19 protein-coding genes and 1 riboswitch are annotated in these 18,633 nt (G+C 63.9%); of the genes, 5 read left to right on the top strand and 14 right to left on the bottom strand.

Annotated elements, in window-relative coordinates; genetic code table 11:
* Positions 1-63 precede the first annotated feature (63 nt).
* Positions 64-1,254 (top strand): adenylate/guanylate cyclase domain-containing protein, encoded by a 1,191-nt coding sequence (locus ABIA96_RS02410; RefSeq protein WP_354135408.1) that lies wholly within the window; start codon positions 64-66, stop codon positions 1,252-1,254.
* A gap of 39 nt (positions 1,255-1,293) precedes the next feature.
* On the opposite strand, the gene clpS is transcribed toward ABIA96_RS02410, so the two are convergent.
* Genes clpS through ABIA96_RS02385 form a run of 5 tightly spaced genes read right to left on the bottom strand, consistent with a single transcriptional unit; the run spans position 1,294 to position 4,037 of the window.
* The gene (gene clpS / locus ABIA96_RS02405; RefSeq protein ID WP_354135407.1) at positions 1,294-1,599 is read right to left on the bottom strand and encodes an ATP-dependent Clp protease adapter ClpS; all 306 of its coding nucleotides are present in this window, start codon (positions 1,597-1,599) and stop codon (positions 1,294-1,296) included.
* Between the two features lie 41 nt (positions 1,600-1,640).
* Complete coding sequence (locus ABIA96_RS02400) at positions 1,641-1,982, bottom strand: DUF190 domain-containing protein (RefSeq protein ID WP_354135406.1); 342 nt, start codon at positions 1,980-1,982, stop codon at positions 1,641-1,643.
* 2 nt (positions 1,983-1,984) lie between these two features.
* Complete coding sequence (gene crcB / locus ABIA96_RS02395; RefSeq protein WP_354135405.1) at positions 1,985-2,413, bottom strand: fluoride efflux transporter CrcB; 429 nt, start codon at positions 2,411-2,413, stop codon at positions 1,985-1,987.
* A 6-nt stretch (positions 2,414-2,419) separates the two neighbouring features.
* Positions 2,420-2,809 (bottom strand): fluoride efflux transporter CrcB, encoded by a 390-nt coding sequence (gene crcB / locus ABIA96_RS02390; RefSeq protein WP_354135404.1) that lies wholly within the window; start codon positions 2,807-2,809, stop codon positions 2,420-2,422.
* Between the two features lie 19 nt (positions 2,810-2,828).
* Positions 2,829-4,037 (bottom strand): MFS transporter, encoded by a 1,209-nt coding sequence (locus tag ABIA96_RS02385; RefSeq protein ID WP_354135403.1) that lies wholly within the window; start codon positions 4,035-4,037, stop codon positions 2,829-2,831.
* Positions 4,038-4,124: 87 nt separating this feature from the next.
* A riboswitch (Fluoride riboswitch) is annotated at positions 4,125-4,203 on the bottom strand.
* A gap of 265 nt (positions 4,204-4,468) precedes the next feature.
* On the opposite strand from ABIA96_RS02385, the gene ABIA96_RS02380 reads away from it, so the two are divergent.
* Positions 4,469-5,332, top strand: coding sequence for a DUF1194 domain-containing protein (locus ABIA96_RS02380; RefSeq protein ID WP_354135402.1), 864 nt, complete (start codon positions 4,469-4,471; stop codon positions 5,330-5,332).
* 156 nt (positions 5,333-5,488) lie between these two features.
* Complete coding sequence (locus ABIA96_RS02375; protein WP_354135401.1) at positions 5,489-6,124, top strand: hypothetical protein; 636 nt, start codon at positions 5,489-5,491, stop codon at positions 6,122-6,124.
* 101 nt (positions 6,125-6,225) lie between these two features.
* Here ABIA96_RS02375 and ABIA96_RS02370 read toward each other — a convergent pair whose 3' ends face one another.
* Positions 6,226-7,284: a class I SAM-dependent methyltransferase gene (locus ABIA96_RS02370; RefSeq protein ID WP_354135400.1), complete on the bottom strand. Its 1,059-nt coding sequence runs from the start codon at positions 7,282-7,284 to the stop codon at positions 6,226-6,228.
* Between the two features lie 255 nt (positions 7,285-7,539).
* On the opposite strand from ABIA96_RS02370, the gene ABIA96_RS02365 reads away from it, so the two are divergent.
* A complete protein-coding gene (locus tag ABIA96_RS02365) occupies positions 7,540-8,130 on the top strand; it encodes a hypothetical protein (protein WP_354135399.1) in 591 nt (196 codons plus the stop codon).
* A 4-nt stretch (positions 8,131-8,134) separates the two neighbouring features.
* Here the strand turns inward: ABIA96_RS02365 and ABIA96_RS02360 are convergent, their stop codons facing one another.
* The 8 genes from ABIA96_RS02360 to ABIA96_RS02325 all read right to left on the bottom strand — a co-directional run bounded on the left by ABIA96_RS02360 (position 8,135) and on the right by ABIA96_RS02325 (position 17,106).
* Positions 8,135-9,382 (bottom strand): class I SAM-dependent RNA methyltransferase, encoded by a 1,248-nt coding sequence (locus ABIA96_RS02360; protein ID WP_354135398.1) that lies wholly within the window; start codon positions 9,380-9,382, stop codon positions 8,135-8,137.
* Entirely contained in the window at positions 9,375-10,109 is a 735-nt protein-coding gene (locus ABIA96_RS02355; protein ID WP_354135397.1) for a TlyA family RNA methyltransferase, read from the bottom strand. The genes ABIA96_RS02360 and ABIA96_RS02355 overlap by 8 nt, the downstream gene beginning before the upstream one ends.
* Before the next feature lie 26 nt (positions 10,110-10,135).
* Complete coding sequence (locus ABIA96_RS02350) at positions 10,136-10,690, bottom strand: nucleoside 2-deoxyribosyltransferase (RefSeq protein ID WP_354135396.1); 555 nt, start codon at positions 10,688-10,690, stop codon at positions 10,136-10,138.
* A gap of 38 nt (positions 10,691-10,728) precedes the next feature.
* Positions 10,729-12,657, bottom strand: a complete 1,929-nt coding sequence (gene dxs / locus ABIA96_RS02345) for a 1-deoxy-D-xylulose-5-phosphate synthase (protein ID WP_354135395.1) — start codon at positions 12,655-12,657, stop codon at positions 10,729-10,731.
* A gap of 592 nt (positions 12,658-13,249) precedes the next feature.
* A complete protein-coding gene (locus tag ABIA96_RS02340; protein WP_354135394.1) occupies positions 13,250-13,501 on the bottom strand; it encodes an exodeoxyribonuclease VII small subunit in 252 nt (83 codons plus the stop codon).
* A gap of 74 nt (positions 13,502-13,575) precedes the next feature.
* Positions 13,576-14,505 carry a histone deacetylase family protein gene (locus tag ABIA96_RS02335; RefSeq protein ID WP_354135393.1) on the bottom strand — a complete coding sequence of 310 codons (930 nt, stop codon included), beginning with the start codon at positions 14,503-14,505 and terminating at the stop codon, positions 13,576-13,578.
* A gap of 133 nt (positions 14,506-14,638) precedes the next feature.
* Positions 14,639-16,297 (bottom strand): bifunctional metallophosphatase/5'-nucleotidase, encoded by a 1,659-nt coding sequence (locus ABIA96_RS02330; RefSeq protein WP_354135392.1) that lies wholly within the window; start codon positions 16,295-16,297, stop codon positions 14,639-14,641.
* Positions 16,298-16,347: 50 nt separating this feature from the next.
* Positions 16,348-17,106, bottom strand: coding sequence for an enoyl-CoA hydratase-related protein (locus ABIA96_RS02325; RefSeq protein WP_354135391.1), 759 nt, complete (start codon positions 17,104-17,106; stop codon positions 16,348-16,350).
* 284 nt (positions 17,107-17,390) lie between these two features.
* On the opposite strand from ABIA96_RS02325, the gene ABIA96_RS02320 reads away from it, so the two are divergent.
* The gene (locus ABIA96_RS02320; protein WP_354135390.1) at positions 17,391-18,620 is read left to right on the top strand and encodes an MFS transporter; all 1,230 of its coding nucleotides are present in this window, start codon (positions 17,391-17,393) and stop codon (positions 18,618-18,620) included.
* Positions 18,621-18,633 lie beyond the last annotated feature (13 nt).

Here is an 18,633-nt window from a genome sequence, read left to right as displayed (position 1 = left end):
ATGTCGCGGTACTAGCCCACCGCGCGGCTTGACGATTCCACAACTTCGTCCGCAAATGCGCCCATGGAAAGCTCCGGGCTCCAGCGTGTCCTGAACTGGCTGATCGACGGCGCGAGGTCCTCGGGGACTTCGGCCGACATGATCGCTGCCGTCTGCGAGCATCTGGTCGATGCCGGCCTGCCGCTGTGGCGGTTCGGCATCTTCATCCGCACCCTCCATCCGGAAATCTTCGGCCGTAACTTCATCTGGCGGCAGGGCCAGAAGGTCGAAATGGGCACCGTCGATTTCGATATCCTGGATTCACCCGAATTCGCCCAGAGCCCGCTCCGCATCGTGTTCGAGCAGGGGGTGGAGGTCAGGGGCCGGGTCGACGATCCCGACAGCGCACGGTTTCCGATCATCAGCGACATGCGCGCCGAAGGTGTGACCGATTATATCGCGGTGCCGATGCCGTTTCTCGACGGCTCCGTCCACGCCACGAGCTGGGTCACGCGGCAATCCGGCGGCTTCAGCGATGACGACATCGCGGTGATCCGGATGATCATGGCGCCGCTCGCGCGCGTCAGCGAGATCGTCACACTCCGTCGCACTGCCGAGACGCTGCTCGATACCTATGTCGGCAACCGTGCCGGCGCGCGCATCCTCGGCGGCCAGATCCGCCGCGGCCACAACGACACCATGCAGGCCGCGATCTGGCTGTCTGATCTGCGCGGTTTCACCGCGCTGTCGGATCGGCTGCCGGCCGAAATCGTGGTCGAGATCCTCAACCATTACTTCGACTGCCAGGTCGCCGCGATCCGCGGTCACGGCGGCGAAGTGCTGAAATTCATGGGCGACGGATTGCTCGCGGTGTTTCCGATCGACGAATATGTCGGCGACGCCGCACACGTCTGCACGCGCGTGCTCGAAGCCGCACGCGAATCCCGCGCCAGCGTCGAGGCGCTTGCCTTCCCGGTCGGCGATGTCGTCGAGCGCTTCCGCTTCGGCGTCGCGCTGCATGTCGGCAACATCCTCTACGGCAATATCGGCGGCGGCAACCGGCTCGACTTCACCTGCATCGGGCCCGCCGTCAATCTCGCCGCACGGCTGGAGAAGATCGCGGGCCGGCTGGGGCGAACCGTGGTCGTCTCGGAAGTGTTCGCGAATGCCTGCCGGCACGACTGGCGCCAGCTCGGCGAGTTTCCGATCGCGGGATTTTCCAAGGCGCAGCGCGTGTACGGGCTCGCGGAGGAGACGCCGGTGGTGATGGCGTGAGGCAGCCGGACCGCGCCTCAAGGATCAGGCACGAGCGGCCTATTCCTCCGGCTCGGTCGTGAACAGCAGCGGATAACCTTTCGTGCGGGCGGCATCGGTCGCACGCGTCGCCTTGGTCTCGGCGACGTCCCTGGTGAACACGGCGACCACGCAGGCGCCGAGCTTGTGCGCGGTGATCATGACCTTGTAGGCCTGATCCTCGGTCATGCGGAATTCCGCCTTGAGGATCATGGTGACGAATTCACGCGGCGTGAAGTCGTCGTTGATCAGGATGACCTTGTGCAGCTTCGGTCGCTCGACCTTGGTCTTGGCCCTGGTCTTTGGCTTGGTAACGGTGTCGTTCATTCCGCCTCCCGGAAACGGCGGGCCTGGGTTCCTGCCGGCGATCAGCGCGCGGCCTTCTCACCATATTGCAGAACCTGCACCTTCTCCAAGGTGATCAGCCCGCTCGACATCATGCCATCCAGGATGGGCAGGAATGCGTTGATGTTGTCCTCGCTGTCGACGATCTCGATCAGCAGCGGCAGATCCTCCGACAGCCGCAGGATCTTCGAGGTATGCAGACGGCTCGACTTGCCGAAGCCCATGGGGCCCCGCAATACGGTGGCGCCTGCAAGATGCAGCTCGCGCGCCTTCAGCACGATTGCTTCATAGAGCGGCTTGCCGTCGCAACGGTCGCTCTCGCCGATGAAGATGCGGAGCGAAACGGCCTGACTGGGAATTTGCATGATCAGCTCCCTTTCAATCGATTGTAGCGGCTCGCCATCATATGGCCGAGCCACACCGACACCAGCCAGCAGACGACGGACGCCGCGACATAGGCGAACGCAGTCAATTTCATGCCGCCATGGAGCAGGCGGAAGGTTTCCAGGCTGAAGGTCGAGAACGTAGTGTAGCCGCCGCAGAATCCGGTCATGACGAACTGCCGGTGTTCGGGCCGCGCCAGTACGCGGCCGTCCGGACCGCTCAGCGTTGCATAAAAGCCGATGATCAGAGATCCCGTGGCGTTGATGAACAGCGTCGCAAAGGGAAAACCCGGACCGGTGTCAAGCGCAATCCCGACCAGATAGCGTGTCAGGCCACCGATAATGCTGCCGGCGGAAACCCAGGCATATAGCATCACGCCGGGCCAGCGGTCGCTGAAAGAAGGCAATTTCATCCGCCTCTAGCCTCCAAAGCCATCGACGAGGAAGAAGCCGCAGCTGACGGCGAAGAGGCACAGCCCGACCGAGAACGCGACGTTGCCGAGCGCAGAGAGCGGCTCCCCGTTGCGGGCCAAGGTCAGCGTTTGCAGACTGAACGAGGAGACCGTGGTGTAGCAGCCGAGGAAGCCCGTGACCGCGAACAGCCACGGGTTGGGCGAGGCGAAGGCCGAGCCGGGATGCGTCGCCAACGCGCCAAAGATGCCGATCAGGAAGGCGCCGCTGACATTGATGGTCATGGTGCCCCAGGGAAACGTTTCGCCCAGCCGCCGCGCGATCGCGCCGGAGACGAAATAGCGCGCGCAGCCGCCGAGGATGCTGCCAATCACGATCGCGATCACTCCACTCACCACGATAAATTGCCTCCCGTCATCACTTGCGCTCCGCTGCCAGCCCGTTGCCGATCATGAGTAACCCCACCAGCGCAGCCAGCGCGAAGCCGAGCCCGGCGAGGAACGTGCCGGCCGGGCCGTAAACGTCCCACAGCGCGCCGGCGATCACGCTCGCGGCCAGCAGCGCAAGGCCGGTGAACAGGTTGAAATAGCCGAATGCGGTGCCGCGCAAGTTTTGGGGTGCAGTATCGGCGACGAGGGCCGAGAGCAAGCCTTGCGTCAACCCCATATGCAGACCCCACAGCACGACGCCGAGCGCGAGCCCGGGCAGACTCGGCAGCAGCGCCAGTGCGAGGTCGGCGCCGGCGAGAAAGACGAGGCCGAGCGCGAGCAGGGCGGTCCGGTTGATCCGGTCCGACAGCACCCCGGCCGGATAGGCCGAGAGCGCGTAGGCGATGTTCATCAGCACCAGCACCGCCGGCACCCACATCGCATTGAGCCCTATGTTCTGGGCGCGCAGGATCAGAAAGGCCTCGCTGAAACGCGCCAGCGTGAACACGACGCCGACCGCGACGACGCGCCAGTACACGGGCCCAAGCTGCCGCATGGCAGCGGTGTTGAGCGGGTTCTTCGCAGGCTCTCGGCTTGGGTCCGGCTCCGGCTCGTCGACCGCAAACGCGATCAGGCCGAAGGACAAAAACGCCGGCAGCACGGCCACCCAGAACACGGCGGCAAAATGATCCGCCGTCCACCACATCAGGCCGATCGCAACGAGCGGCCCGACGAAAGCGCCGATCGTGTCGAGCGACTGCCGCAGGCCGAAGCTCGCGCCGCGCAGGCCGGCCGGCGCGATATCGGCGATCAGCGCATCGCGGGGCGCGCCGCGAATACCCTTGCCGACGCGATCGATGAAGCGCGCCGCGACCAGCCAGCCGACGCTCGGGGCGAGCGGGAACAACGGTTTGGTCAGGGCGGCGAGACCATAGCCAAGGGCGGCGAGCAGCTTGCGTCGGCCGAGCCAGTCCGACAGTGCGCCGGAAAAGATCTTCGTGATGGAGGCGGTTGCCTCCGCGACGCCCTCGATGAAACCGACGGTGAGCGTGGAAGCGCCGAGCACGGTGACAAGATAGACCGGCAGCAGCGCGTGGATCATCTCCGAGGAGATGTCCATCAGCATCGAGACGAAGCCGAGCAGCCAGATCTCCCTGGGCAGCTTGGTGCGCGCAGCATTCGGTGTAGTCGTCGTCACGTCCTGACCTTCGTTTTCAGGCAACAAAAAACCCGCCAGCGGCGGGCTTGTCCATGCTCCCGCCAAAGGCAGAGGCTGATTGCCTCACCTCGAGCAGGAGTCATCAGCCCATTACGATCGTTCGACCGCCGGGCGGTTGTCGGGGGACTCCATCCCCATCTGTGTCACCAACCTAGCATGGAAATTGCGTCGGACAAATGGGCTGGGCGCTCTGTCCCGTGGCGCGAACGCGTGGCGGCGCAAGCGTGGCGACATGGCGGCGGTTTCGCGCAACACGAAAACTCCGACGCGCAAATCCCCAACCTGCAAACCTCTAACCTGCAGATCTCTAACCTGCAGATCTCTAACTTGAATGTGAAGCACAAGCGATCTTCGCGCTTTCCGGCAAGCCGTTTGCATGTCACCATCACGTCATACGACGGGAGACTGCGATGCGGTTGCTGTTCTCGATCGGGGCTGTGCTGGTGGCCGGCTTGCTTGCCGGAGGGGACGTCGCTGGCATCGCGGCACCAGGACCCAAGTTTGAACCGTCAAGACATCAGCGGCAGGCGGCCGACGGTGATGCGCAGTCGGTCGATGTCGAACTGATCCTCGCGGTCGACGTCTCCTACTCCATGGACATGGACGAGCTCGCGATCCAGCGCGAAGGCTACGCGCAGGCGATCCAGTCCAGGGAGTTTTTGCAGGCGCTGAAGGCCGGCCCCAACGGCAGGATCGCGGTGACCTATTTCGAATGGGCCGCGTCCTCTGACCAGAAGATCATCATCCCCTGGCGGCTCATCGACGGACCGGAGACGGCGGATGCGGTTGCCACCGAGATCATGAAGACGCCGATCCGGCGCGCCTCGCGCACCTCGATCTCCGGTGCGATCGGATTTGCGATGCCGCTGTTCGACGAGGATCCCTATCGCGGGCTTCGTCGCGTCATCGACATCTCCGGCGACGGTCCCAACAACAATGGCGGCCCCGTCACCGTGGCGCGCGATGCTGCGCTCGAGAAGGGCATCGTCATCAACGGTCTGCCGATCATGGTGAAGGAGCCGTCCTATTCGACCATGGATATCGACAATCTCGACTACTACTACGAGGACTGCGTCGTCGGCGGTCCCGGCTCCTTCGTGATCGCGATCAAGGATCGCGAGAAGTTCAAGGAGGCGATCCGCACCAAGCTTTTGATGGAGGTCGCCGGCCGCACGCCCGAACGTCCGGTGGTGCACGTCGCGGGCAAAGACAAGGAGCCGCGCGTGAGCTGCATGATCGGTGAGAAGATCTGGTCGGATCGCTGGGGCCGCTAGGTCCCTCCCGATGAGACCATTTGTCTCGCTGCGCCCAGGGTCGAGATTAATTGTTCATTAATCACCGCATGGCCTAGTCGAAGCGTTTCTGAATGTTTCTGGCGCCGCCAGCTCGAAAGCAGGCGAGTTTGCCGGTGCCATTCAACGAGCACGCCCATGGCCATCGTCACGCAAAGCACCAGCCAGATCTCGCCCGCGAATGAGCGGATGTATCACCAGAGCGCTCTGCTCGGTGAATGGAAGGGCAACTGGGCGGGCAACAACCAGCCCGTCGGCTTCAAGGTCGTGAACATCCGCGGCGCTCGGGCGCAGGTCGAATACACTCACAACGGGCACACTGAGCGCGGTTTTGGCCAGATCAGCGGCTCGCTCATTACTTTCGGTTCGGTGACGGTCGGCACCAAGGACGGCAAGAACCTCGTGCTCCTGTTCTCCGCAGGCGGTGCCGGCAAGCAGACCGCTTCGCTTGCGAAGCAGGCGCCACCGGCCTCCGACAGCCGTTTGATGGGAAGCTGGGGCGGCTATTCCAGCGACAACGGCAAGAGCGCGAGCTTTCGGGTGCTCGGCGTCAACGGCAACGAAGCGCAGGTCAGCGTCACCACCGACGGCATCACCCGCCAGGGCACCGGCATCGTCTACAAGAACGTCATCATGTTCGGGCAGGCGCAGATCGCGACCGACGACGGTCAGAATGGCAAGATCATCTACCAGGTCGGCAACAAGTCCTTCATGGTGCCGGTGACGAAATATCCGCCGGCCGATTCATCGTCCTCGGTCGATGTGACCGCGTAGCCGCTCAACGCTTCGCGTCGGTCTCTCCCTCGTCATTGCGAGCGCAGCGAAGCAATCCAGAGTCTCTCCGCAGCCGCAGTCTGGATTGCGTCCGGTGAAGGTCAGATCCGTGCCTCCAGGATCAGGTTGAAGGGGGTCTCTGCCGCGCGTCGGAAGCGCGACAGGCCGCCTTCGCTTGCGACCTTGCGCAGCCTTGCCTCGCCGGCTTGCGCGCCGAGCGCGAGGCCTACCTCCTGATCGAGCGAGGCTGGCGTGCAGATCATGGTCGACGCCGCATAGTACACTCTCCCGACCGGGTTGAGATTGTCTTCGAGGCGGTCGCCTGCGAACGGTTCGACCAGCATGCAGGTGCCGTCCTTCGCCATGGTTTGGCGCACGTGGCTGATGGCGCCGACGGGATCGCCCATGTCGTGCAGACAATCGAAGAAGCAGACGAGATCGTAATCTTCGGCTGGATACGTCTTGGCCGAGTGAACCGCAAAGCTCACGCGATCGGCGAGCTTGGCCTCTGCTGTCGCCTTTCGCGCAGCGTCGATCGAGCCCTCGTGATAGTCGAAGCCATAGAAGCGCGAATTGGGAAAGGCCTCCGCCATCAACCGTGTCGAGACGCCGTGTCCGCAACCGACATCGGCGACCTTGGCGCCGCGCTTGAGTTTGTCCACGACACCGTCGAGCGAGGGCAGCCACTCCTGCACGAGGTGATGCATGTAGCCAGTGCGGAAGAAGCGGGCCGTGCCGCAGAACAGGCATTCGCTGCGCCGGTTCCAACCGACGCCCTTACCTGACTTGAATGCGTCCGAAATCTTTGGCTCATCGAGAAACGCCGATGCGATGACGTTGCCGAACGCGCCGAGGAAGACCGGACTGTCCTCGTCGGCGAGTGCCATCGCTTGCTCCGGCAGCATCGAGAATTTTCCCGAAATGGCATCGTATTCGATGTAGCCGGATGCCGCCTGGCTCGACAACCATTCGCGGACATAGCGTTCCGCCGTTCCGGTGGCGCTCGCGAGTTCGGACGAGTTCATCGGCCCCTTGGCGGCGAGGGTACGGTAGAGACCAAGCTTGTCCCCGAGCAGGACCAGCGATGCGTTCATCGCCGCACCGAACTCAGTGACCATCTTGCCCATAAAGACATTCAACCTGTCGGGATTCACTTCCATGACAGCCTCCATGACTTGTCGGGCATTTTCAAAAGCGTGCGAAATATGCACATTGCGGGACGACGCCTGGGCATTCACGATCAGGGTGACGGCTCGAACGCGCATCCTTAATGTGGGTCCATCCGGCACAAGCAAAGTTCAACGGCTCGCGATCACGTCATTTTGGAACCGGATGGCGCGGCCAGCGGCATCGCATCGCTGGTATTGAGGCGAGCTCCGGCGTATAATTTATGTACCCTTCTGACGGTCACCTGAATGCCCAAGTTTGCACGTTCCTGCGGTCTCGCAACTCTCTTCGCGGTGCTCTGCTTCAGTGGGGTACCGGCTCATGCGCAGGTCGCACCCCTGCAGTATTGGATTCCGGGCGGGGCTTTTGGCTTTGGGGACAGCGCCGACAGCTACGGCAATTATCCAAGCTTCAATGCCGGCGATGCCAACGGTGGCTATGGCTTTCGCCCCGGTTTCTTTGTCGGAAGCCAAAGCGGCAATCTTGGTCTGAACGGTTTCAGCCAGGCAGGTCTGGCCGGCAATGTCAGCGCGCTGTCCTATGACAGCTCGCAGTTCGGCTACAACATGAAGACCACGGGCGGCATGCCCGTGACGTTCTTTGCCGGCTTCGACACGCTGAAATATGGCAACGGCATCGGCAGCTCGGTTGCGCCGCTGACCTCCGCCGCCGCACCCGGTTACGGCGCATTTGGTGGTATCGAGTTCAAACCGACGTCGAACCTCAGCCTGTCGTTCGGGGCCGGTTTCACCCAGCGAGACTCGGGCCGCATGGACAGCGATATTAAGTCGGACATGCTGCCCGGCGAGTCGCCGGCGCTCGGCCAACTACGACGCTAGAACTTCATCGCGTAAACCGCGCGACCAACTCTACATGCGGCGTGTGACGGAACTGGTCGACCGGCACTACCGCGTCGATCTTGTAACCACAGTCAATCAGCAGCCGTGCGTCGCGAGCGAAGGTGGCGACGTTGCAGGACACCGCAATCACGACGGGTACCTTGCTCGCGGCGAGCTTTAGCGCCTGCGCCTGCGCGCCCTGGCGCGGCGGATCGAACACCACGGCATCGAAGTCGCGCAGCTCTGGCGGCACCAGCGGACGGCGGAACAGGTCGCGTGGCTCGGCCTTGATCGGCTTGAGCCCCGGCGTGCGCGCGGCTTTCGCGAGCGCGGCGATGGCGCCGGCGTCGTTGTCATAGGCGGTAACGCGGGCCCTCTCGGCGAGTCGCAATGCGAACGGGCCGACGCCGCAGAAGAGGTCGAGAACCTCCTTCGCCTTGCCAACACGCTCGGCAACGAGTGCGGCGAGCGTCTCTTCTCCCACCACCGTTGCCTGCAGAAACGAGCCAGGTGGCAGCGACACTTCAGCGCGGCCCACCTGTACCGTCGGCGGCAGGCGCTGCAGCACCAGTTCGCCATGCCGCGTCAGCCGCGCCAGACGATGCTGCTCGGCGACGCGCGACAGCGCCGTGACCAGCGGCGTCGGCAGCGGGCCGGAGCCGCGCACGTCGACATCGAGACCGTTGGCTGTCGCGGTGACCTGGATATCGAGCGGCTTCGTCACCGGCATTTTTGACGTCAGCGGTTCGGCGAGCGCCCAGGCGGCATCGAGTGCACCCTCGAGCGCGGGATCGAGGATCGGGCAGCGATGAATTGGAATGACATCGTGCGAGCTTGCAGCCGAGAAGCCGACCTTGAGCACGTCATGTGTCCCGAACCTTCCGTGCAGCGTGACGCGCCGGCGGCCGGCGCCATGAGCATCGACCAGTGGCGTCACCTCGCACGCGATGCCAGCCTGCGCCAGCGTCTCGACCACGATGTTGCGCTTCCAGGCATGATAGGGAGTTGCCGCCCAGTGCTGGATCGCGCAGCCGCCGCAGATGCCGAAGTGCGGACAGAACGGTGCGATGCGATCGGGGCTTGCGATGTCGACAGCCAATAGTTTACGGCGGTCGGGATGGTGGCCGGCGACATGATCGACCTCGACGCTTTCGCCGCCAAGCGTGTAAGGCACGTAGACTGCATCGCCCGTCGTGAGCGAGACGCCATCGCCGCGATGGCCGACATGATCGATTGTGACGCGTTCAACCACGGCGCGCGCCCAGAAAGAATTCGATGTTGCCGTCGCCGCCCGTGATCGAGGAGGGAAACACCTCGATGTCGGTGCAGCCGAGCGAAGCAGCAAAGGCCGCGATGTCGTCGCAGATCTCCTGATGCACGGCGGCGTCGCGGATGATGCCCTTCTTGTTGTGCTTCCTGTCAGCCTCGAATTGAGGCTTGATCAGGGCCAGCAGACTCATGGGCGCTGCGGCCAGCGACAGGGCTACCGGCAGCACCGTCTTGAGCGAAATGAAACTGACGTCGATGACGACCACATCGGGTCGTGCCGGCAGGCGCTTGCCCTCATAGCTGCGAATGTCGGTCTCCTCCATCGACACGATCTTGGGATGACGACGCAGCGAGGCATGCAGCTGGCTGGTGCCGACATCGATGGCGAACACCAGGCTTGCACCGTTGGCCAGCAGCACTTCGGTGAAGCCGCCGGTGGAAGCGCCGACATCGAGGCAGACATGGTCCTCGATCTCGATTGGATAGCGCTCGAGTGCGCCGGCGAGCTTGACCCCGCCGCGCGAGACATAGGGATGCGCAGGCTCGGCCTGGATCACCGCGTCCTCGGCGATGCTCTCCGACGGTTTGGCGACCTGCTTGTCGTCAGCGGTAACAAGCCCGGCCTCGATCGCCGCGCGCGCCCGCGCCCGGCTCTCGAACAGGCCGCGCTCGACCAGCAGAACATCCGCGCGCTTGCGGGCAGGGGACATGATTTCTCCGAAGGCGACTGAAGCGCTTATGGTGCGATCAATCGCGCAGCCGCCATCCGGACGCAAGCCTCGAACGCGGTGAGGTCGTGCCAGACGTCGACCGGCGGTTCCGCCGGCGCCACCAGCGGACAGCCGTGCAGCTCCAGCGCGTGGATCATCATGAGATTGTCGACGAGGCCAAAATCCTCGACCGTCAGCCCCTGCGCATCGACCAGCCGCCCGTCCTCGGAGGTGACGCGCATGAAGCGGCCAAGACGGTCGGCATAGGTGGCGGGATCGTTGGAATAGGCCAGACAAAACCTGCGGCGGCCGGCCATGTAGCCGAGCTCGTAGACGGTGCCGGGATCGGCACCAGCGCCGCGAAACGGGGTGAGATTGGCGATGATGGCATCGGCCGCATCCATCATCGCCTCGTTGCCGCAGAATATCTGCCGCGACGCGTCGGGCGCGGCGATGTCGATGGCGTTGTCGAGGGGATAGAGGCCGGTGAGCCCGTGAGCCGCGCAGATCGCGGCCTTCTGCCGGCCGATCCCAACGGCATCCGGCAGGAACACGTCGGGACCTGCCAGATAGATTTTCATGAAAGTCGCGCTGCTTCGACTGAGGACGAAGCTCGCCCTCAGGCGAGCTTGACCGTCTCGGTCTTGACGTCCTTGCCGAGCGCTTCGAACACCTTGGCCACGATGCCCTTGGCGTCGAGACCGGCGCGGCCGTACATCGCGTTCGGCGTATCGTGGTCCTGGAATACGTCGGGCAGGACCATCGTGCGGAACCTGACCATGCCGGTGTCGAGCACGCCCTGATCGGTCAGGAATTGCGCGACATGGGAGCCGAAGCCGCCGACCGAGCCTTCCTCGACCGTGATCAGGACGTCGTGGTCACGGGCGAGCTTGAGCACCAGCTCGGTGTCGAGCGGCTTCATGAAGCGCGCATCCGCAATCGAGGTTGAGAGGCCGTGGGCGGCGAGTTCGTCGGCCGCCTTCTCGCATTCGGCGAGACGCGTGCCGAAGGAGAGCAGGGCGATCTTGCTGCCCTGGCGGATCATGCGGCCTTTGCCGATCTCGAGGGGAACGCCGACATCGGGCATTTCGATGCCGCGGCCTTCGCCGCGCGGATAGCGCAGCGCGCTCGGGCGGTCGTTGATCGCGACCTGGGTTGCCACCATGTGCACCATGTCGGCTTCGTCCGCCGCCGCCATGATCACCATGTTCGGCAGACAGCCGAGATAGGCGTTGTCGAACGAGCCGGCATGCGTCGCGCCGTCGGCGCCGACGAGGCCGGCGCGGTCGATGGCGAAGCGCACGGGCAGGTTCTGGATCGCGACGTCATGCACGATCTGGTCGTAGCCGCGCTGCAGGAAGGTCGAGTAGATCGCGCAGAACGGCTTGTAGCCTTCGGTCGCAAGACCGGCGGCGAAGGTCACCGCGTGCTGCTCGGCGATACCGACGTCGAAGGTGCGGTCCGGGAACGCCTTGTTGAAGATGTCGACGCCGGTGCCTGACGGCATCGCCGCGGTGATGGCGACGATCTTGTCGTCCTTCTGCGCTTCCTTGACGAGGCTCTGGCCGAACACGTTCTGATAGGCCGGCGCATTCGGCTTGGCCTTGGCTTGCGTGCCGGTCGCGACGTCGAACTTGACGACGGCATGGTACTTGTCGGCGGAAGCTTCCGCCGGGCCGTAGCCCTTGCCCTTCTGCGTCACGACGTGGACCAGGATCGGGCCGGTCTCCATGTCGCGCACGTTCTTCAGAACGGGCAGGAGATGGTCGAGGTTATGGCCGTCGATCGGGCCGACGTAATAGAAGCCGAGCTCCTCGAACAGCGTGCCGCCGTCCATCATGAAGCCGCGGGAATATTCCTCGACGCGGTTGGCGCGGTTGGCGAGGATCTTTGGCAGACGCTTGTTGATCTGCTTGGCCGCATCGCGCAACGTGCGATAGGTCTTGCCCGAGTAGAGGCGCGACAGATAAGCGCTCATGGCGCCGACCGGCGGCGCAATCGACATGTCGTTGTCGTTGAGGATCACGATCAGGCGCGAGTTCATGGCGCCCGCGTTGTTCATGGCCTCATAGGCCATGCCCGCCGACATCGCACCGTCACCGATCACGGCGATAACGTTGTTCTTGCCGCCGGCGAGGTCGCGCGCGACCGCCATGCCGAGGCCGGCGGAGATCGAGGTCGAGGAATGCGCGGCGCCGAACGGATCGTAATCGCTCTCGCTGCGCTTGGTGAAGCCGGACAGGCCGCCGCCGGTGCGCAGCGTGCGGATGCGGTCACGCCGGCCGGTAAGGATCTTGTGCGGATAGGCCTGATGGCCGACGTCCCAGATCAGCCGGTCACGCGGCGTATCGAAGACGTAGTGGATCGCGGTGGTGAGCTCGACCACGCCGAGACCCGCGCCGAAGTGACCACCGGTCACCGAGACGGCATCGATGGTCTCCTGACGCAACTCGTCGGCGACCTGACGAACCTGCTCGACCTTGAGCTTGCGCAGGTCGTCCGGTGTCCGGATAGTGTCGAGAAGCGGCGTTTTACTGTATGCGTTCACGGCGATTTCCAATTTGTCAGCGCCGGAAAAGTCGTTCCGGTGCGCGATGGGTTTGCACAATGTCGGCGCAGCGCGAGTCCTTAAACCATCGGAGCCACCTGCATGGGGCAAAGCCCCGTCTTCAAGCTTAGGTGAGCTTAGGTTCGCTCCGGTTCAGTCTCTGTGATCCATGTCACGTAGATCGGCTTCGTCCGTCCCAGCTAATTTCATTAGCGATTTGAAGCGCTTGTTGTCGGTATTCAGTCCCCACGACAAGGCTAACAAAAAGCCACGCTCCGGGCAGCTTTACACCAAAGCTTGGGCCAAAGCCAACCCGCTGGGCCGATTACGGGCATGCACCTGCAACCGGCGGGCCAGAGTGGTTAACCGTGGCGCCAGCGGAAGAGTTCCAGTCTTGCCCGGTTCCGCGGCAGGATTTTGGGCGAGACCAAGGCCTTTCTGGACGGATTCAGGAGGACAAGAGGTCCTCAAGACAGAGTTCCAGGACTCTCGTGCCCCACCATCCGGCTTCAGGTGCCGGATGAGCAACGTGCGATCATGAAAAAATGCAGACGGCCAATGCGTAGGGCACCAGCGGTTTTGGCCAGCGCTCTTACTGCACGTCGAGGGGCGCGGTGCCGGTGGCCTGGCCGCTGGCATCGATGGTGATCTTGTCGACGCGTGCTTCCGCCTGGCGCAAAAGCTCCTCGCAGCGCCGCTTCAGGGCTTCGCCGCGCTCGTAGATCGTAACGGACTCCTCGAGCGGCACCTTGCCGTCCTCGAGCCGCTTCACGATCGTTTCGAGTTCCTCGATCGCGCGCTCGAAGGTGAGCCGGGCGACGTCGACTTGGGTATTTTCGGCCATATCCGTTTCCGATTGCCCGATTCGCTTCTCGTGGAAAACACCAGAGTTTTGCGGGCTTAATGTGGCGGGGCTGTCTAAGCGCCCATCAGGGCGCCGACATGCGCCGTAACAGATTCTTTCAGCCCTTGCAGATCGTAGCCGCCTTCGAGCACAGAAACAACGCGGCCCCCGGCGGACTTGTCGGCAAGGTCCATCAGCTTGCGCGTGACCCAGGTGTAGTCCTCCGCACGCAAATTCAGCGAGGCCAGCGGATCGCGGTAATGCGCATCGAAGCCCGCGGAGATGACGAGCAACTCGGGACTGAATTTTTCGAGTTGCGGCAGGATCAGGTTCTCGAATGCCGAGCGAAATTCCGGCCCGCCGTCTTCGGAAGCGAGCGGCGCATTGACGATCGTATCGTGGTCGCCGCGCTCGCCCTTGGCGCCGGTGCCCGGAAACAGCGGCATTTGATGCGTCGAGCAGTACATCACGGTCGGGTCCGACCAGAAGATGTCCTGGGTGCCGTTGCCGTGATGCACGTCGAAATCGACGATGGCGACGCGCTCGATGCCGTATTTGCGCTGCGCGTGACGCGCGGCGATCGCGACATTGTCGAAGAAGCAGAAGCCCATCGGCTTGCCGATCTCGGCGTGATGGCCGGGCGGGCGCACCGCGACGAAGGCGTTGCGGTGTTCGCCGTTCATCACCGCTTCGGTCGCCGCGACCGCGCCGCCGACGCCGCGCATCACCGCTTCCCACGTGCCTGGCGACATCGAGGTATCGCCGTCGAGATAGACCTGGCCGCTGGTCGGCGCGATGTGGCGGAGCTCGGTGACGTAATCCTCGTTGTGGCACAGCGTGACGAGATCGAGATCGCCCTCCGGCGCCAGGTCGCGCGCCAGGAACTGGAAGCGCTCAACGGACAGCGCTTCCTCCACCGCGCGCAGGCGGTCGGGTCTTTCAGGGTGTCCCGGTGGCGTGACGTGGTCGAGGCAGGCCTTGTGGGAAAGGAGAAGCGTGCTCATCAGGTCGGCCTCACTGGGAACGAACTCTCGACGTCGCTTGGCGCATCCGCAGCCAAAACGCAATGCAAAATCCAATCTATGCGTTCCATCGCGAATGGCAAAGGCTGTCCCGTTCCGGCCCGTTTAATCCGGATCAATTCACGCGGAGGATGCGGGTCGGCGGCAGCGGCCCGATCGGACCATGCGCCCTAAAGAAGGCAAACAGCGCGTCGGCGTCGTAGCCGCCATATTGCGGCGAAGTGCCCTGTTTCGCGACCGTAAAACCGTCGCCGCCGACGGCGAGATAGTCGTTGACGGTGACGCGGTAGCCGGGGCCCGGCTCGATCGGCTTGCCATTGAGCGTCATCTTGTCGGCCAGGATGCGCTCGCCGAGCGGCTTCGATGCGTCCCAAATGTAGCTGAACCCGATCGACACCTGGAGGATCCGCGGTCGCTTCGGATCGAGCCATTGCTGCTCCAGCATGTCCTTGAGCTGGCTGCCGGTGAGCGTCATGGTGACAAGGCGATTGCGGAATGGCTGGCTCGCGAACAGCTCGCCATACGACACAGCGCCGTTTTCCTTCGGGATGATGTCGGTGCGGATGCCGCCGGGATTGGTGAGCGCGATGACTGCGCCGCCATCCTTTGCGTCGCTGGTGGCTGCGAGCTGTGCGTCGGCGATGACGTCGCCGAGTGCGCTCTCGCCGGCGTCGTTCGGAACGCGCGACAGCGTCTGCGTCACCGATCCGGCCGGCCGGTTGGCAATCGGCGCCGAGAGCTTGTCATAGGCGTCGATCAGCGCGGTTTGCTCGGGATCCCTGGCGAGCGAGGCGTTGGCGACGATGGCGTTCTCGGCCTTGGCACTGACGATGTCGCGTGTTGCCGGATCGAGCTTGAGGTCGATCGCGGTGACCAGCGTGCCGTATTTGTCGCCGCTGGTGACGAGCCGCCCGTCGATTTGGCAAACATAGGCGCGGTGGGTGTGGCCGCTGACCACGACGTCGACCGCACGGTCGAGTTTTTTCACGATATCGACGATGGGTCCCGTGATGGCGGGGCATTCATTGTAGTCGCCGGTTGGCTCGCCGCCCTGGTGGATCAGCACCACGATCGCCTCGACGCCGCGCGCCTTCAACTGCGGCACCAGCGCGTTCACGGTCTCCGCTTCGTCGCGGAATTCGAGTCCTGCGACGCCCTTTGGCGAGACGATGCCGGCGGTCTCCTTCAAGGTCAGTCCGATGAAAGCGACGGGGATGCCGTCGAATTCCCTGATCTCGTAGGGCGGTAAAATGCTCTTGCCGGTCGCGATCTCGATGGTGGACGCTGCAAGATAGTGGAATTTCGCACCGGTGAAGGGATGTGGTCCCTGGCAGCCGTCCTCCGGATGACAGCCGCCGTTCTGCATCCTGAGCAGCTCGGTCTTGCCCTCGTCGAATTCGTGATTGCCGACGGAGGCGATCGCAAGCCCCATCATCGAAAGCGACTCGACGGAGGGCTCGTCGTGAAACATCGCCGACAGAAAGGGACTCGCGCCGATCAAATCGCCGGCGGCGACGAAGATCGTGTTCTTGTGCCCGTCGCGCAATTGCTTCACCAGCGTCGCCATGTACTCGGCGCCGCCCGCTGCGACCATCACCTTCTTGCTCTTGTCCTCGGGATCATTGATGCGGATGCCGCCCGGCGGCGGACGGAGATTGCCGTGGAAATCGTTGATCGCGAGAATGCGCAGCTCGACGGGCGCTGCGGTCTGGGCCGTGGCGGGCAGGGCGCAGAGGGTGAGCGAAAGCGTGGCAAGGATGGATTGGTATCGCATGGAACCAGCCTAGACGTTCCAGGCGAAGATTTCACGAAGCTTCTCGCTGCCTAACGCTTCTTCCTGTTCGTGAACGCATTGAACGCGGCAATCGCCTCGTCCGATTTCAACTTCTCGCCGAACAGATGGCCTTCCTGGTCGATGCGGCGGGTGAGCTCTTCTGGCGGGGCACGCAGCAGCTTGCGCGAGGTTGCGACGGCCTCGGCCGGCAGCCGGCAGATCTCGCGCGCCACCTTGCGGGCCTCGACCTCGGTATGGCCCGGCGACACCACGGTGTTGACGAAGCCGGCCGCGTGAGCCTCGGCGGCGGTGAAGGTCCGGCCCATCACCAGCATCGCGAAGGCGCGCTGATAACCCATCGTGCTCGGCATCAGCAGGCTGGCGGCGCCGACCGGAACGAGCCCGAGATTGATGTAAGGCGCCGAGAAGGTCGCGGCGTTGGAGGCGAGCACGTAGTCGCAGTGAAACAGCATCACGGTGCCCATGCCGATCGAGGCGCCATCCACAGCTGCGATGATCGGCTTGATGTTGAGGGCCAGCGAATAGAGGAATTTGGTGCCGTCCGACAGCGTCTCGGGACGCGACGCGTCGGCTTTCATGAAATCGTCGATGTCGTCGCCGGCCGTGAACACGCCGGAGCCGCCGGTGATGATCATGCACCGGATGTCGGGATTGTTCTGCGCGGTGTCGATCGCGCGGCTCATCTCGCGGTACATGTCCTGCGTGATCGCGTTCTTCTTGCCCGGGCGGCGCAGGGTGATCACGCGGGTGGCGCGATCCTCCGTGACGATGATGTTGCCGTTCGGCATGAAGGCTCCCTGCGGCCGCCGCGGCGCCTGCCGTCGGCGAGTCGTGGCTCAGCTCAGCCTACATGATCCGGCAGGCGTGCCAATCCTGCGGCGCGACCATTTCGGCGGCGATACCACACCGCCCGATGGTTGCGTCGTCCGGGGAACCGTGACGGGAAACCGCGGCATCGCGTGTCCTGCGGTGTTTTGCGCATTGCAACAATCGGCTACAATGTTTCAATTGAAAAACCGAGGGTTGTACGACACGATCAGCCGTCTCGTTCCATTAGGCCGATGCTTGATCGATGAATGCCGCAACGGGCGTTGACGAATCCTCGATTCATTACCGCGGCTGGCGCGTGGTGCTGGCCTGCTTCCTGATGGCGTTCTTCATGTTCGGCTTCGGTCTCTATGGCCAGGGCGTCTATCTCGCCGAGGTCCAGCGCGCCCACGGCTGGCCTGGCACGCTGGTATCGGCGGCCAGCACATTCTCGTTCCTGCTGACCTCCGTCCTCGTCATCTTCACCGACGATCTGCTCGCCCGCATCGGGCTGCGGGCGCTGATCCTGTGCGGGCTGACGGCGCTTGGCGCATCGACCGCGCTGCTGGGACTGATGCAGGCGCCCTGGCAGCTCTATCTTGCCTATGCGCTGATGTCGGTCGGCTGGACCGGCATGGGCTCGGTGGTGATCGCGACCGTGCTGAACGCGTGGTTCGCGCGGCGCCGCGGACTCGCGCTCAGCCTCGCCTTCAACGGCGCCACCTTCGGCGGCATCGTCCTCGTTCCGGTTCTGCTGGCATTGAGCGACAGCATCGGCTTCCGCTCAGCCATGCTGGGGGCAACGATGGTGATGGTGGTGCTGGTGCTGCCGGTGGTCGTCGTCTTCACCAGCTGGCCGGTCGACGCGTCGTCGAATGCAGCAGGTGTCTCCGGGGGCAGGGCCGCGCGTCATTCGAGGAAGGAGCTGCTCGCCAACGCGTCATTCTGGACCATGGTGCTGCCGATCGCGATCGCGCTGTTGGCGCAGATGGGATTCATCATCCACCAGGTGACGTTCCTCGAACCGTTGGTCGGCCGCGCCAGTGCGGGCCTCGCGGTGACCATCATGGCGGCGATGGCGGTGGTTGGCCGGCTGTCGCTCGGCCTGTTCGTCGACCGGCTCGATCCGCGGCTTGCCTGCGCGGCGTCGATGACCAGCCAGGCGGCCGCGCTGCTCGTTCTCCTGCAAAGCCAGAGCCCGACGGTGCTGCTGATCTGCTGCGCGGTCTACGGCTTTTCGATCGGCAACATGATCACGTTTCCGCCCCTGATCATCCAGCGCGAGATCGGCAGCACGGCCTTCGCGGCGGCGATGGGGCTGGGGACATCGATCAGCGGCATCGTCAGCGCGTTCGGGCCCGGCATCGTCGGCCTCGTGCGCAGCATGACCGGCGATTACACGATGGCCTTTGCGATCTGCGTCGTGCTCGATGTCGTTGCAGCCGGCATCGTGCTGTGGCGGCCAGGGAAAAGAGCCGAGGTCGCAGCTTCGTAGCCCGAATGGAGCG

The organism is Bradyrhizobium sp. LB11.1 (assembly GCF_040549385.1).
Classification (GTDB): domain Bacteria; phylum Pseudomonadota; class Alphaproteobacteria; order Rhizobiales; family Xanthobacteraceae; genus Bradyrhizobium.
This window is presented reverse-complemented; position numbering and strand designations above follow the sequence as displayed.

Coding starts and splice junctions, on each gene's coding strand:
- ABIA96_RS02410 (WP_354135408.1), top strand. CDS start 64: ATGGAAAGCTCCGGGCTCCAGCGTGTCCTGAACTGGCTGATCGACGGC.
- clpS (WP_354135407.1), bottom strand. CDS start 1,599: ATGAACGACACCGTTACCAAGCCAAAGACCAGGGCCAAGACCAAGGTC.
- ABIA96_RS02400 (WP_354135406.1), bottom strand. CDS start 1,982: ATGCAAATTCCCAGTCAGGCCGTTTCGCTCCGCATCTTCATCGGCGAG.
- crcB (WP_354135405.1), bottom strand. CDS start 2,413: ATGAAATTGCCTTCTTTCAGCGACCGCTGGCCCGGCGTGATGCTATAT.
- ABIA96_RS02380 (WP_354135402.1), top strand. CDS start 4,469: ATGCGGTTGCTGTTCTCGATCGGGGCTGTGCTGGTGGCCGGCTTGCTT.
- ABIA96_RS02375 (WP_354135401.1), top strand. CDS start 5,489: ATGGCCATCGTCACGCAAAGCACCAGCCAGATCTCGCCCGCGAATGAG.
- ABIA96_RS02370 (WP_354135400.1), bottom strand. CDS start 7,284: ATGGAAGTGAATCCCGACAGGTTGAATGTCTTTATGGGCAAGATGGTC.
- ABIA96_RS02365 (WP_354135399.1), top strand. CDS start 7,540: ATGCCCAAGTTTGCACGTTCCTGCGGTCTCGCAACTCTCTTCGCGGTG.
- ABIA96_RS02355 (WP_354135397.1), bottom strand. CDS start 10,109: ATGTCCCCTGCCCGCAAGCGCGCGGATGTTCTGCTGGTCGAGCGCGGC.
- ABIA96_RS02350 (WP_354135396.1), bottom strand. CDS start 10,690: ATGAAAATCTATCTGGCAGGTCCCGACGTGTTCCTGCCGGATGCCGTT.
- ABIA96_RS02340 (WP_354135394.1), bottom strand. CDS start 13,501: ATGGCCGAAAATACCCAAGTCGACGTCGCCCGGCTCACCTTCGAGCGC.
- ABIA96_RS02335 (WP_354135393.1), bottom strand. CDS start 14,505: ATGAGCACGCTTCTCCTTTCCCACAAGGCCTGCCTCGACCACGTCACG.
- ABIA96_RS02330 (WP_354135392.1), bottom strand. CDS start 16,297: ATGCGATACCAATCCATCCTTGCCACGCTTTCGCTCACCCTCTGCGCC.
- ABIA96_RS02325 (WP_354135391.1), bottom strand. CDS start 17,106: ATGCCGAACGGCAACATCATCGTCACGGAGGATCGCGCCACCCGCGTG.
- ABIA96_RS02320 (WP_354135390.1), top strand. CDS start 17,391: ATGAATGCCGCAACGGGCGTTGACGAATCCTCGATTCATTACCGCGGC.